The sequence below is a fragment of the Providencia sp. PROV109 genome, from assembly GCF_033681625.1.
Taxonomy (GTDB): Bacteria; Pseudomonadota; Gammaproteobacteria; order Enterobacterales; family Enterobacteriaceae; genus Providencia; species Providencia hangzhouensis.
The window spans coordinates 3,034,381-3,048,517 of sequence record NZ_CP096320.1 but is presented as its reverse complement, the minus strand read 5'-3'; the positions used below and the strand labels follow the sequence as shown (position 1 = coordinate 3,048,517).

Annotated in this window: 12 protein-coding genes; 2 read left to right on the top strand and 10 right to left on the bottom strand. The window is 36.7% G+C overall.

The window, feature by feature from the left end; genetic code table 11:
- Window positions 1–54 precede the first annotated feature (54 nt).
- On the top strand, window positions 55–1,206 hold the full coding sequence (locus tag M1F25_RS14070) for a 3-phenylpropionate MFS transporter (RefSeq protein ID WP_094961706.1): 1,152 nt from the start codon (window positions 55–57) through the stop codon (window positions 1,204–1,206).
- A 38-nt stretch (window positions 1,207–1,244) separates the two neighbouring features.
- On the opposite strand, the gene M1F25_RS14065 is transcribed toward M1F25_RS14070, so the two are convergent.
- The 10 genes from M1F25_RS14065 to M1F25_RS14020 form a co-directional block, all read right to left on the bottom strand.
- The gene (locus M1F25_RS14065) at window positions 1,245–1,949 is read right to left on the bottom strand and encodes a molecular chaperone (RefSeq protein ID WP_004264931.1); all 705 of its coding nucleotides are present in this window, start codon (window positions 1,947–1,949) and stop codon (window positions 1,245–1,247) included.
- A 13-nt stretch (window positions 1,950–1,962) separates the two neighbouring features.
- Entirely contained in the window at window positions 1,963–3,045 is a 1,083-nt protein-coding gene (locus M1F25_RS14060; RefSeq protein WP_004264930.1) for a fimbrial protein, read from the bottom strand.
- An 8-nt stretch (window positions 3,046–3,053) separates the two neighbouring features.
- Window positions 3,054–5,558, bottom strand: coding sequence for a fimbria/pilus outer membrane usher protein (locus M1F25_RS14055; protein WP_181488174.1), 2,505 nt, complete (start codon window positions 5,556–5,558; stop codon window positions 3,054–3,056).
- Between the two features lie 14 nt (window positions 5,559–5,572).
- Window positions 5,573–6,262: a molecular chaperone gene (locus M1F25_RS14050; RefSeq protein WP_168697636.1), complete on the bottom strand. Its 690-nt coding sequence runs from the start codon at window positions 6,260–6,262 to the stop codon at window positions 5,573–5,575.
- Between the two features lie 49 nt (window positions 6,263–6,311).
- Window positions 6,312–6,902, bottom strand: a complete 591-nt coding sequence (locus tag M1F25_RS14045; RefSeq protein ID WP_036958998.1) for a fimbrial protein — start codon at window positions 6,900–6,902, stop codon at window positions 6,312–6,314.
- A 419-nt stretch (window positions 6,903–7,321) separates the two neighbouring features.
- The gene (locus M1F25_RS14040; RefSeq protein WP_004264925.1) at window positions 7,322–8,599 is read right to left on the bottom strand and encodes a TRAP transporter large permease; all 1,278 of its coding nucleotides are present in this window, start codon (window positions 8,597–8,599) and stop codon (window positions 7,322–7,324) included.
- The gene (locus tag M1F25_RS14035; protein ID WP_181488172.1) at window positions 8,590–9,069 is read right to left on the bottom strand and encodes a TRAP transporter small permease; all 480 of its coding nucleotides are present in this window, start codon (window positions 9,067–9,069) and stop codon (window positions 8,590–8,592) included. The genes M1F25_RS14040 and M1F25_RS14035 overlap by 10 nt, the downstream gene beginning before the upstream one ends.
- Window positions 9,070–9,146: 77 nt before the next feature.
- Complete coding sequence (locus M1F25_RS14030) at window positions 9,147–10,151, bottom strand: C4-dicarboxylate TRAP transporter substrate-binding protein (RefSeq protein ID WP_004264923.1); 1,005 nt, start codon at window positions 10,149–10,151, stop codon at window positions 9,147–9,149.
- A gap of 50 nt (window positions 10,152–10,201) precedes the next feature.
- Window positions 10,202–11,647: a tagaturonate reductase gene (locus M1F25_RS14025; protein ID WP_036958996.1), complete on the bottom strand. Its 1,446-nt coding sequence runs from the start codon at window positions 11,645–11,647 to the stop codon at window positions 10,202–10,204.
- 364 nt (window positions 11,648–12,011) lie between these two features.
- Window positions 12,012–12,917, bottom strand: coding sequence for a GntR family transcriptional regulator (locus tag M1F25_RS14020; protein ID WP_004264921.1), 906 nt, complete (start codon window positions 12,915–12,917; stop codon window positions 12,012–12,014).
- Window positions 12,918–13,049: 132 nt separating this feature from the next.
- Between M1F25_RS14020 and M1F25_RS14015 the strand changes: the two genes are divergently transcribed.
- Complete coding sequence (locus tag M1F25_RS14015; RefSeq protein WP_004264920.1) at window positions 13,050–14,078, top strand: zinc-binding alcohol dehydrogenase family protein; 1,029 nt, start codon at window positions 13,050–13,052, stop codon at window positions 14,076–14,078.
- Window positions 14,079–14,137: the final 59 nt, after the last annotated feature.

The window sequence follows — 14,137 nt, the reverse complement described above, 5'->3', positions numbered from 1 at the left end:
CGCTTCTACATGTATGTATGAGCGGGTTTTTTGCATTGAAAAAACGGAGGAGTGATGGTCATTCCATCAACGCGTTGGCTAGCTATTGATTATTTTACCTACTTTTTTGCCTACAGTATTTTCTTGCCATTTTGGTCAGTTTGGTTACAAGGTGAGGGAATTGATGCAGAAATGATTGGTGTTTTGTTAGGGGTAGGGCTAGCAGCCCGTTTCCTTGGTGCGATGTTTATTACTCCTTTAGTTAAAGAGCCCTCGAAACTTATTACTGCTCTACGCTTACTCGCAGGGCTTTCACTTATTTTTTCTGTCGGTTTTGCTCTGGGTTCTCACTGGGCATGGCTGTTGTTTGTAATGATTGGGTTTAACTTATTTTTTGCACCAATGGTTCCACTGGGTGATTCACTGGCGGGGACATGGCAAAAACAATTTACCTTTGACTACGGCAAAATTCGCGTTTGGGGTTCGATAGCTTTTATTATTGGTTCCTCACTGATGGGGTATTTAGCCGGTGTTTGGGGAAATAAAGCCATCATGGTGGCCTTGATAGTAAGCTGTTTAGCATTATTACTAGGCGCAATGCTGAAACCAGCAATTATGCCAATGGGGGCAGCGAAAGCGGATGGTGGTAATAAGGTTACGTTTAAACAATTGATTGCGGATAAAAACGTCGTTAGGTTTCTTATCTGTGTTACGTTACTGCAAGGGGCTCATGCGGCTTATTATGGTTTTGCTTCCCTATTTTGGAAAGAAGCCGGCTATTCAGATTTAGTTATCGGTAATTTATGGTCGCTCGGTGTGGTTGCTGAAGTCATTGTATTTATGTTAAGCCACCGTTTATTTAGGCGTTGGAGCGCTCGAAATTTACTGTTGTTATCTGCCTTCTGTGGAATTATTCGTTGGGGCTTGATGGGAGCGTTTACTGCATTACCGGTATTAATCGTGGTACAAATTCTTCACAGTGGTACTTTTACGATTTGCCACCTAGCCGCAATGCGCTTTATTAGTGCAAGAAAAGAAAATGAAATTATCCCATTACAAGGTGTTTACTCCGCACTCGCAACTGGCGGTGGGTTAGCCGTACTGACTATTATTGTCGGATACATTTATGAGCGAGTGCCTGCTCATCATGGTGTGGTGTTTTACTTAATGGCTCTTCTCGCTGTCCCTGCCGTGTTTATCCGCCCTAAAGTGGTGGCTCAATCTTAATATTCACCTGCCAAGTTATAGAAGCGGTTAAGCCTATTTTATAGCTTGGTTTGGTATTGAATTTGTTTTCCAGTATCGTCAATATAAATCATTGTTATATTTTCTCCGTGATTAATATCAGCGGTTGAAAAGTAAGTTTGTGATGAAAATGGCTCTACCATCGAGCTTTTTGCAATAGAACGACTTTTATTATTAGCTAGATAGATATTGGCAATATTTAAAAAATAAGGGGTCGGGTTGTTGACGACAATACCGTCTTTAGCTAAATGAAATTGGATGTTTTTGATGACATTGTTTGGCTTTTCTGTGAGGTTTGTAGGGCGATAAAAAACTTTAATTCGTGTTTGAATGGCAAACTGTAGCATATTGGCACTATTTATTTGCTTTGGCTTTGGCGCAATATCTAATACATTTAAATAAAATACAGACTCTTTATTCGTAGGGAGTTTGTCACCAATAAAACGTATTTGTAATTGAACTCCGTCATTTGCTGCGATTTTAGTGACGGGGGGCGTTACAATAAATGGTGCGTTCGTCGTTTCTGGTGTCGAGTCCGGATTACCTTCATCCACCCAGCTTTGAGTTAATGTGGCTTGTTCACTGTAATTAGTAAGTTGAATTCTGACGGATTTTTTATCACTAGGGAAAATAATTCGTGTTCCTTGCAAAACAAGACTTGCACTTGTTTGGAAGCTAAAAAATAGTAATGTAGCGAACCCTGTAATTTTAATGAATTCCACCATGGTATTTTCCTTGTTAATTATATGACATCACTACTGTTGCCGTACTTGAGACTTGCCCTTGAGTGACACTATTGGTGTTGTATGCATAGTAATAAGCACCTAAATTTACTGAAAAAGAAGGGGAGATTGGATTTCCCTTGAGGACAGTAAAAATATTTGTCGCTCCATTTTTAGCTGCCACGCTATCTGAAAGCACTAACGGTGTATTGAGATTACTTGCACTAACTAATCGGAAGCCAACGCCTTTAGCGCCTTGGCTAATGGTATTATTCAATGTTGCTTTATCATTTGAGAGCAAATTGCTACTAGATAAAAAAATAGATACATCACGAGAAGCATTACCGCCTGCTAAAAAGTCTTGGCAAGTAAAATTAAGTGTGAATGGCGTATAGCCCGCTCTGGTTGCAGTTTTCACTGCATTGATGCTTACTGGGGGGAGCGAAACGACTAAACCTTGGTTAACAAAATTACAGGTAGTGAGGATTGGATTATAAGTTAAGGTAATTGGTTGTAAGTAGATATCATCAGCACTGGTTGGCCATTGTAGCGTTAACAGAAAAGTGACTAATTTAGATACAATATCTAATAGCCACTGTAAAATTCCCAAGCTGGATGCATCAGAGGCGAGTACGATAGGGGTAACTGTGGCGGTGCTTCCTGATACTTCGACATAGTTGGTTCCGGGTTTAGTCGCAAGCAAATTAAATTGAACGGTAAAATTTGTATCGAGTTCACTACCTTGATGTACACCTTCCGTAAGGCCGATAACCCTATCTTTTTCTAATGCAGTGACTGTAATTGAGACAAACTGCTTTCCACCATTAAAACCAATAGTGGCGGTTCTGCCTTGGAAAGGAGATGCGATACCAATAGAGTTAGGAAAAAGTATCCCTCTTGCAGTACAGGTAAAAGTCCCAGGGTAGATGGTTCTACTATTTTTACTAACTTGAGTCGATGTACTGGTGAGCTCTGTCGATAAATCAAAAGCAAGAGCGGGAGCCGTCACGGTAGAAGTTTGTCTACAATGTGCTGAGGAAAACTGGCTGTAAGCCAATATACTGGAAAACATCAGTGCTAAAGTGATTTTTTTCATCATATTTTCCTTTATCGACAGAGGTTTTTGTTCTTATCCATCGTGTTGAGTAGTGGCTCAATAACACATGTCTGTTTCCCTTTAAGCTTTATGTGCAATGCCATCGGTAATTGCTCACTTTTGATATACATCACGCCAGATTGGCCGACATAACCAATACTCTGTTGTTTAGCATCTGTGATTTCTGTTCCAAAAGGTAAGCTATTGCCATTAGCAAGAGCGCCACGGATGATATAAGTTTGTCGAGTATCGGTCTCGAGTTTGATGTAATTTACCGCCCCTTGATATGGACTTACATTTGCCATATTACCGAGCACCTCAGCGCCTGCGGTTTTCTCTGTATCTGTCAAGGTATAGGTATTGGTTCTATAGGGTGTGGAGTTAGCGACTAAAACAACACCTTGTTGATTAGTTAAAGTGGTTTTATCGGCATTGACCATCATGTCACTAGCCATTGGAGCATCAATGATGGTGTAGGTCTGTCCTGTTTCCCCTGAAAAAACAATATGTCCAGGAATAGCAACCAGAGTTCCTTTGGCGCCTAAACCCGTTTGGCGGTAATTATTGGCCTCTGTGTAAGATCCTGAAAGCGTGCTAGAGGGAAGCTGATAGCTGACGTTCCCACCAACTAAGTTATTACCACCGCTTTGGTTCGTTGCAGTTAGCGTATAATTGACTTGGTCATTTTTACCTGCAATACCACTGACACTCAGCGTAGTTTGTTGATAACGAGAGTCGGTGAAATAGCTTCCCATACTAATATTGGCGCGTTTTTCAAATAAAGAAAAAGGAACACTAAAGTTGGCATAAATACGAGTTTCTTCTTCGCTGTCGTAATTGCGAACACGTGAAACAGACACACTATAGGAAATATCGTTATAATTGTTTGCATAACCGGCTTGATATTCACGGCTATTACCGTTTGCATTCCAATAATCACGGTGTGTACCCGATATGAATACCGAACCATAACCATCAGCTAATTGTTGGTTTAAATTCAACGTAAATGTGTTTTTAGCACGTGAACCACGTAAAGCGTCATAATTAGTGAGTGAAAGCTCAGGTGGAATATTATTGCCGAGTTTTTCTGATAACTGGTCTTGATAAGCTTTCCAAGCGCGATAATTATCTTGGGAATAAATGGCATCAATAAAGCTATAGTAACCACTAGTGGAATAACGATATGACGCCAAGGTTAAATTGGTCGATGTTGAATTAATATATTTGTTATAAGTCAGGCGGTAGCTTTGCCCACTGTGATTTCCTGAATCCAATTTAGTATTTGCTTGCGTAATGTCAGCTGAAATGGCCCCAAAACTAAAATTCCAACCACTCCCTATAACGCCAGAATAGTATTTTTCGCTAAATAGCATTCCTGCATAAAGCGTCACTAAATTATTTAATCCATAGTGAAACTCACCTTGAGTAAATTTGGGTTGATAATGGGTATTGTCAATTTTAGTTTGCCCAGCAATTAGGCTGTAATTATAAACGCCCTGTTTGAGCATGTCAGGTACAGCAGAATAGGGCACAGTAAAGGTTTCTTGCCTTCCATCAGCTTCTTGGACAACGACGAATAAGTCACCTCCACCAGCACTAGGCTGAAGGTCATTAAATGCAAACTCACCAGGGGGAACGCTTTCTTGATAAACCAGATTATTATTTTGGTACACGCTGACTAAGGCATTTGTTTGAGCGACACCGCGTATAATAGGTACAAAATTTTGACTTGAATTTGGCAACATACTAGCTTCTGTTGCCAATGCAATCCCTCGAACTCGAATACTATTAAATAGGGCTGCGGGTGTATAAAAATCACCTAATTTCAACCCGGATTTGATTGCACTAAGAGGACGATAAATATAACGGGTATTGTTTTTCCATTTTTGGCTACTATGAGAGCTATGTCGATAGCTGGATTCATCTCTAAATTGCCAAGCGCCTAAATTAACGCCTGAATTTAAGGTAGCAAAAAAATTGTCACTGCTAGTTTTAGAGTTTTTTTTCTCTTTGTAACTATAATAATTTGTATTATAAGAAAAAATAATTGCAGGTTCGCCATAATTCCAGAGACTGGGGTCAACATAGTTAGCTTCGAGTTGTTTCAGAGCGATTTGAGGGACGGTAATATCGAGTCGTAGGTCGTTGATATTGAATTTATATTTTATATTGGCCACTAAATCATCAATAGGAATAAATGACTGTTGTTTGGTTTGTTCAATCACCTCAGAAGATAAATTCAGGTTTAATTTCTGCACATCATCAGCAGCAAGGCTAATCAGTTTACCATCATTATTGATATCAATTTCAAATTGGCCTTTCCAACTATTATTTACATAAAGGTCGGCTAATTGTTTACCTGATGGAATTTTATTGTCGGTATAGAATCGTGAAATATCTCCTTGTGCAGATTTGCCTACCAATAGGGAAGTCTCAAACTCGTCCGCTATTGAGTTCTTTTGATGACTTTGTAGTCCTATTAAGATTAGGAGGTAGAGATAGTTTTCTTTTTTCACGATGATTTCTTCTATTAAAGTTTAATGTTTTTAGATTTGAAAACACCATAGTCATCCACATACATTAAAATAAGATCGTGGCTTTTCATTGTTCCTTTAATAGGTAATTCTTTTTCAGACATAGGGGCAATCATCGCAGAATCAATTAATGAATTATTTTTATCGTCCGATGGTGTGATAGCTGCAATAGTTAAATGGTATTGCGAGTTATTTTTAACTAATATGTTATTATTTTTAATCTGGTAGCTCGCATGATTAATGACTTCATCGGAGGATTCGGTTAGACCAATAGGACGATAAAAAATTTTAATTCGTGAGCGTGTGGCTAGCTGAATTGCATTTTTGCCTTTAGCAGATTCTGGCGTTTTAGGAATATCTAAAACATTTAAGAAAAATACACTTTCAACATTGTCAGAAAGTTTTCCGGGTATTTTTTTTATTTTTAATTGCTGACCTTGTAAACCTTCAATTTTAACAATAGGAGGGGACAAATAAAAAGGCGCTTCAGAATTCTCAGGTGTGGAATTTTCATCACCGTTATCAATCCATGACTGAACAAGAGACGATGTTTTGCTATTATTGGTTAATTGTACAGTAATACTATCAGCGTCAGCAGGATATATAATTCGAGTGCCTGTAATAATAACATTAGAAAATGTTGAGCTCGAAAATAAAATAGTGAGTAATAAAACTAGAGTTTTCATAATAGTATCCATTTAAAGCCAGGCTAATAAAAGTCTGGCTAAGTCATAATTATAAATAGGAAACTGTATATATTACATTTGATTGCAAAAGACCGACTTTGGCAGCAGTTGCATTAGTTTTATAATAACTGGCTATTAAATTGAGTGTAGCTCCTGTCGCGCCACCAGTGTCAGCCCCTGTAAGGTTAGTATCAAAGGCCACATTGAGTGGAATTGCGGTTGTTGGAGTGCTGGTTTTAGATAAACTAAATCCAACATTTTTAGCAACGGAAGCATCATTTTCATTGACGGAAGTATTCACTAAATACAAACCGGAAGGGGAAATATTACTTGATGAATAAAAGTGTAATTTCAGATTACTTACAGGAGTGCTCGCAGGTGCGCAATCAGAGAAAGTTAAAGAAAATTGTTTTTGATTTTTAGAAATAACCGTCGCGGCAGTGGTCCCTGCATCTGTTACGGTTATTGGGTCAAGAACAACAGTCATATCGGCACTATTTCCGCCATTAATTGTACAAGTTGTATCGCTTATTGCTCCAGAAATTGAAATAATTCCTCCAGCACTGTTAGTTATTGCAAGTGCTGAACCTGATATAACAGATAACGAAAGTAAAGACAGAGGTAGTATATATCTAGACATAATTAACCCCATAAGGTCAAAGTAAAATAAAGTGATATAACTTTGATTAACAGCTGAATGTAAATTAGCTGTGTTATTTTATGCTAGATATAAAGTATATTTTTTTCAAATTAAAAATTAAAAAAATATTTAATGAGATTAATGTCTTTTTTATATGTATGAATTTAATATGATATTGTTTTTCTAATTATGTCAGTGTGACTCGTAATAAGTGTAATTTTTTGATGATCAGTAGTTTATCTTTTTGAGTATTTCTTGTTGTGCATGTTATTGTGACAAGGATAAAGGTCAATTAACTTAACAATAAACAAAAGTAATATTAATTTGTGAAATTAAATAAAATTTAATTTATAAAAAATTAATTGATAATAAAATGGCAAGTCATAGTTAATGACTTGCCATTGATATATAATTTTATCTTATAAGCTAGGTAGGAAAGTCGTAAATACAGGCATAAAAGTGACTAAGAGTAATACGATAATTAATGCAAAGAACAGTGGCATGACCTCACGAATAAAGTCTGAAATACGTACACCAGTAATCGATGTGGCAACAAACATTACCGTTCCCATAGGGGGTGTTAAACATCCGATAGCTAAATTAAGGATCATGACAATGCCAAAATGGATAGGGTCAATTCCTAAAAGTTTTACTGTAGGCATTAATAATGGAACAAGGACAATAATTGCTGCATTACCTTCAATAAACATACCTAGAATTAAAAGCACCGCATTGACAATCATTAAGAAGACATATGGATTATCAGAGAAACTGGTCATCATTTTGGCAACATCTTGTGCCACTTGCTCGTTCGTCAATACCCATGCTAACGCAGAACAAGTCATAATAATGAGCATGATGCTTGCTGTTGAACGAGCTGTTTCTAAAAATGAGGCCGCAATGTCTTTTAACTTCATTTCACGATAAAAGAAGGTACCAATTACAATAACGTAAAGTACAGCAATAGCACCAGCTTCTGTCGGTGTAAAAATACCAAAGCGAATTCCGCCAATAATAACGAGGACTAAGAGGAAAGCTGACATTGCTCCTTTACCTGTTTGGTAAACTTCAGCAAATGTAGGCGCTTTGTCTCTAGCAGGTTTGTATCCACGTTTTTTGGCAATAAGATAAATTGTAACCATTAAAGCAACGCAGCACATTAAACCAGGAATGATCGCAGCCATAAACATCTTACCAATAGAGACATCGGCAACAAATCCATAGATGATTAATGCAATACCCGGTGGAATTATAGGTGTTATTAATGATCCTGCAGCAGTGACAGCGGCAGAGAAGCTTTTCCCATAACCTAATTTGGTCATTTCGGGTACTAACATTTTAGATAACATGGCACAGTCAGCAAGGTTAGATGCAGAGAGCCCGCCCATCATTGTACTTAATAATACGTTAGATTGGGCAAGTCCCCCTGGGTAGTGCCCAGACAGTGTGCCAGTAAATTTTAACATTCGGCTAGTGATACCCGTGTAATTCAAAAGGTTACCTAACAGAATGAAAAAAGGAATAGCAAGTAACGTGACATTTTCTCCTGCACCAATAATGCGCTGAACTGCAATAAGAGGAGATATATCACCAGCAGAAAAGAAATAAGTGAGTAATGCAATTAGCACACTTAAAAAAATGGGAACATTAATTAAAAAGCAGAATATTAATACAATACAGGCGATAATTACTGACATGGTTTATCTCCTTTTATTAATTTACTCATGTCTTCCAGTAAATGTTGGATAGAAAATAACACCATGATGGATGCGCCAATGGGAACAGAAAGGTCGATATAGTAATAAGAAATACCAATAATTGGTGTTATTTTATCTTCTGCGATAATCGAGAGTTCATATCCAAGATACCCAAAAATTGATAAAGCAATAATGGCCATAATATGCGTAATGACCGCGATAGCTAATTGTACTTTTTCAGGAAATAAAGAGGTAATAGCATCAATACTGACGTGCATTCTTTTACCCGCAGCGGATGCTGCTCCAATCATAACCAACCATATGTAGCAAATAATTAAAACTTCCTCACTCCACATTAAAGGGTCATTAAGAAGCCAACGCATGAATACAGCAAGAATGGTAATAATGACGATAGCGGCAACGGCAAGCGATGCCACTATATCACTTAATTTCCCCAGAAATTTAAACATAAAAGATCCTTGCGAGAATAATAGTCAACCATTTGTATTGTAAAAATATTGGCGGTGTTAACCGCCAAGTAATAGGGTTAATTATTAATAATATCTTGAGTTTGTTGATATAAATTCGCAGACCATTCAGGGAATTCATTATAGAAAGGCTTAGATTTTTCTTTGAAGAGCGCTCTGTCTACTTCAACAACAGTAACACCTTCACTTTTCATTTTCTCAATGATCTCTTTCTCTTGCTGTAAGACTAAATCTGTTAAGAATTGCCCAGCTTCATTTCCTGATTCAACTAAAGCCTGCTGAATATTTTCAGGTAATTTAGCGTAGGTTTTGCTGCCCATGACTAAGTTGGTTACGTTTTCTACATGGCCAGTTAGAATTAAGAATTTGGCAGCTTCATGGTGTTTTTGCCCATATAGCACTGGAATTGGGTTTTCTGCACCATCAATAATTTTAAGATTAAGTGCAGTATAAACTTCAGCTAAAGGTAATGGTGTTGGTGTGGCTCCCATTGCCTCTAAACCTTTAATTTGAATTTTATTGTTGGGGACGCGAATTTTTAAACCTTTTAGGTCATCTGGGGTTTGGATCATTTTATTGGCTAAGATATGACGTGAACCATATAGCCAATCTTTAGAAACCACATGAAGGCCTTTTTTATCTAACTGTTGTTCTAAGGAACCATACCAAGGTGAGGCATTTAATTTAAAAATATCTTTATAAGATAGCCCTAAGTACGGCCCAAACATAATACCGTAATCAGGTACATAATCAGAAAAGAAGGCACCATCTGCTAAGGTAATTAATGGACTACCTAACTTCATTTGTTCGATGACATCTTTTTTAGAACCTAATTGTGAGCTTGGGTAAGGAATTAACTCACCTTCACCATTAGTTTTTTCATTGAATTTCTTTGCCCATTCGTGGATAGCTAAGTCAAAAGGCTCTCCGGGGTTATTTTCATAAGCGACTTTTAGCTTATATTTAGCATCGGCGAATGCGGCACCTGTCATGCTGCCCATTAATAGCATTGTGCTGAGTGTTAAGCTAAGAAATGTTTTTCCGTTTAATGTGCTCAGTTTCATAAAGGTATCTCCTGTAGGGGGATTTATTGTTTTAAGTATTTAGTTTTTTTCTAACCAATGTATTTTTTGCGTAGCATTATTTCTGTGCCACTATTCAGAATATCTGTGATTTTTTGGCTCACATCATCTTGTAATTGTGGTATTTCGTTGAGGTTTAATCCCCATAAATCAGACATTGCTAGCACATTTTCAGTCAGTTGTTTTACATTTGAGTCATAGAGCTCATTCCAAGCTTTAAAGCGTTCGAGTAAATAATCATCATCATTTAAAGGAATGAGTTGTTCACCCTGTTTTCCTCGATAGAAAACAATAAGTGCAGCAAGTGAAAATGAAATGCAATAAGGAATTTTATTGTATTGCTTAACATAAGAGATTAATTGAGGTAATAAACGAGTTTTAAATTTAGTTAGCGAGTTTAGAGAAATTGAAAGTAACTCATGCTCTATATATGGGTTATTAAAACGGTCAATTACTGCGGAGGCAAAAGCCATGAGCTCCGAAGGGCTTTGAGATAAAACAGGAATAACCTCATTATCAATTAAATCTTTGATGAAAGATAAAAAGATTGGGTTGGTAGTGACATCACGAACAGTTCGAATCCCTGCTAAATAAGCAACGGGAACCATCGCAGTGTGTGCACCATTTAAGATTGCAACTTTACGTTCTTTGTAGGGTTTTATGTCATCTACTACTTTGATATTTAATGGCAATTCATTTAACTTTAGCTTCTGCTCTAGTATTTTTGGCCCTTGAATAACAAATAAATAGAAATATTCAGCAGTGACGAGAAAATCGTCTTTATAGCCTAATTCTTTTTCCAGTTTTTCAATTTCATTTTTCGGGTAGCCAGTAACAATTCTATCGACTAACGTAGAACAAAACGTATTACTGCTATTTAGCCAAGCGATAAAATCCGTGGGAAGTTGCCAGTCTTGTGCATGTTGATTTACAAACTCTTGTAATTTATCGCCATTATAGTCAATTAGCTCACAGGGGATGATGAACAACCCTTTGCTACTATCGCCATTAAAATGTTGAAAGCGGTGAAATAAAAATTGAGTAAGCTTTGCAGGGAAACTACTTGCTGGTGTATCTTCTAAGCGTACGTCGTGCTTATATACGATCCCTGCTTCCGTAGTATTAGAGAAGATCCATTGTAATTCGGGATTTTCTGCACACTTTAAAAATTTATCGTATTCAGAATAAATAAGTATTTCACGGTTAACCGAATTAATAATCCTTATATTAGAAACGCTTTGTTTTTGTTCATTAATTCCCCTGGTGATGGCAGTATAAAGTCCATTTTGTTGATTAATTGAGGGATGAGATGAGTCAATTGGCCTGACAAGCGTAATGCCACTATTGAAATCTGTCTTTTCATTCAGTTGGTCAACCATCCAGTCGATAAAAGCACGTAAAAAATTACCTTCTCCGAATTGTAAAATTCTCTCTGGGTATTGCTTATTAGCCATTGACTGTCTATTTAAGTAATCCATGACCATTCCTCTAGTTATTATGTGTATTAATCATCTGGTGTTGATTCAGACTAGAAGTATTTTTTTCTATGGACTATTAATTGCATCAATTTTGTGGAATGAATGGCTTTTTGATGTTTTTAATGTGTTTTTTATCAGTTAAAAACAGATGAATTATTGATAGATTAAATCTGTTCAATAAATATGTCTTTTAATCAATTGAAATATAGTGATAATTTTATTTTCTATAATTTTTGATAATAATAATTTTATAATTAAGCTGTTTTTTTACTGAAAAATTCAGGTTTTGTTTGATGTGTACCATTATCGACCCAAAGAAATAATTCGTCATTGGCCATCCATTGACCTTGTAAACTAATGTTATTTATTCATAAGTTTGCTGTATGGAGTTGATCATAGTTCGTTTAGCGGTATCTAAATGATGTCTAAGTTCATTCATCGCGACAATATCATTACGGCTAATTAACGCACTTAAAATGGTCATGTGTTCTTCAATTGCCAGTACATTTCTTTCTTTTAAATCTGATTCATCCCATTGATATTGAAAATGAAATATCACAGTGATGATTTCAAGAGATTGATTAAAAAATGGGTTGTTGGCACCCGATAAAATAAGGCTATGTAGTTCATAATCTAGTTGAGAAAAGTCGCGGTAATTGATAGTAACGGTTTCACGCAGTGTTCTATGCTTGAGTAATAGCTCTTTCGCTAAAATCCAACGATGGTCATCTGGTGGTAAATTTAAAAAATGAGTCAATGCATTGGTTTCTAGTAACTCCCTAAACTCAAAAAGTTTTTCTGCGTATTCACGTGAAAACTTCATCATATGCCAATTTCCTCGGTGGGTGTTTTTAATTAACCCATAACGGGAAAACTCCACTAAGAACTCCCGAACAACACTAGAACTTACATGACTTTTTTTTGCTAATTGTAATTCAGTAAAAGTATCTCCGGGCATCAATTCTTTGCGTTTAATCATTTGATAAAACGCTTTTTCGAATAAGACGATTTGTTGATCAGGGAGACTTGATTCAACAGGAAAGAAATCAGTTTTATTGGGATAGCGAATGACATGATATTCATTCCCTTGTTTTTCAATGATTTTCTTTTCTAATAAATATTCGAGGGTATGTCTCACGGTGGTTCGACTGATATTAAACATCTCTGCTAAAGAAGATTGTGAGGGGAAGGGGGATGTTAATAAATTTTTATGTATGGCATCTAAGAATTCATTAATTGACCCATAGCGTATATTTTTACTCCTCACCATTTAAATACTCCTTGAATCTGATTTTTATTCTTTAAAGACCGATTTAAAACCGATTTAAAAACATTTAATCACAAAATTCGGTTGTTAATTATCTAGTCTATGTTTTTTAAATTAAAAAAGACAGATAAATTGATGGAGGGAAATATGAAACAATTGATTTGCCAAGAACCTAAACAATTAGTCTATCAACAAGTTGTTGAACCTACAGTTCAAACTGGGCACGTAAAAATAAAAATTCATGCGGTTGGTATATGTGGAACTGATATTCATGCATGGGGAGGAAACCAGCCATTTTTTCAATATCCACGAGTATTAGGACATGAAATTTCTGGAACTATTTGTGAGGTTGCATCAGATATCACGCAGTGGAAAGTCGGGCAACGTGTTGCGGTGATGCCTTATGTCGCATGTTACGAATGTGGTGCATGCAAGGAAGGAAAAACAAATTGTTGCGAAAAAATATCAGTTATTGGCGTTCACGAAGACGGGGGTTTTTGTGAATATTTAAATGTTCCAGAGAAAAATGTATTAGCGATTGAAGACACTGTCACAGATATTGATGGCGCCTTGATCGAACCATTTTCAATCAGTGCTCATGCCGTCAGGCGTGCGCAGGTTAAAGCGCAAGATACTGTTTTAGTCGTAGGGGCTGGGCCGATAGGGCTTGGCGTTGCTGCAATTGCCAAAGCGGATGGTGCTAACGTATTAGTGGCTGATACCAGTGAGGCACGTCGCCAACATGTTGAAAAGGTCTTAGGCTTAAAAACGTGTGACCCAGCGGCTGAAAATTACTTATCAAGCATTGAAGGCCATTTTTCAGGCATGCTTGCTGAGAAAGTCATTGATGCTACGGGGAATCAACACGCAATGAACACCGCGGTGAATTTAATTCGTCATGGTGGTTTAATTGTATTTGTTGGCCTATTTAAAGGTAATTTATCGTTTCCAGACCCCGATTTCCATAAAAAAGAGACAACAATGATGGGGAGTCGTAATGCAACGCCTGAAGACTTCAATAAAGTTGCAAGATTAATGGCTGAAGGTAAGTTATCTAGTGGGATGATGCTAACACACCAATTTGACTTTGATACCATTGGTGATGTTTATGAAAGTGATGTCATTAATAATCGTGAATTAATTAAAGGTGTTATTTTGTTTTAAATAGCAATTTATTTTAAACAAACATTTATTTTAAATAACAACAAAAACCCACAATAAGA

Excerpts from the sequence above, each read along its gene's own strand:
- M1F25_RS14065 (WP_004264931.1), bottom strand. The coding sequence starts at position 1,949 with ATGGTGGAATTCATTAAAATTACAGGGTTCGCTACATTACTATTTTTT.
- M1F25_RS14030 (WP_004264923.1), bottom strand. The coding sequence starts at position 10,151 with ATGAAACTGAGCACATTAAACGGAAAAACATTTCTTAGCTTAACACTC.
- M1F25_RS14025 (WP_036958996.1), bottom strand. The coding sequence starts at position 11,647 with ATGGATTACTTAAATAGACAGTCAATGGCTAATAAGCAATACCCAGAG.
- M1F25_RS14020 (WP_004264921.1), bottom strand. The coding sequence starts at position 12,917 with ATGGTGAGGAGTAAAAATATACGCTATGGGTCAATTAATGAATTCTTA.
- M1F25_RS14050 (WP_168697636.1), bottom strand. The coding sequence starts at position 6,262 with ATGAAAACTCTAGTTTTATTACTCACTATTTTATTTTCGAGCTCAACA.
- M1F25_RS14035 (WP_181488172.1), bottom strand. The coding sequence starts at position 9,069 with ATGTTTAAATTTCTGGGGAAATTAAGTGATATAGTGGCATCGCTTGCC.
- M1F25_RS14045 (WP_036958998.1), bottom strand. The coding sequence starts at position 6,902 with ATGTCTAGATATATACTACCTCTGTCTTTACTTTCGTTATCTGTTATA.
- M1F25_RS14060 (WP_004264930.1), bottom strand. The coding sequence starts at position 3,045 with ATGATGAAAAAAATCACTTTAGCACTGATGTTTTCCAGTATATTGGCT.
- M1F25_RS14070 (WP_094961706.1), top strand. The coding sequence starts at position 55 with ATGGTCATTCCATCAACGCGTTGGCTAGCTATTGATTATTTTACCTAC.
- M1F25_RS14015 (WP_004264920.1), top strand. The coding sequence starts at position 13,050 with ATGGAGGGAAATATGAAACAATTGATTTGCCAAGAACCTAAACAATTA.
- M1F25_RS14040 (WP_004264925.1), bottom strand. The coding sequence starts at position 8,599 with ATGTCAGTAATTATCGCCTGTATTGTATTAATATTCTGCTTTTTAATT.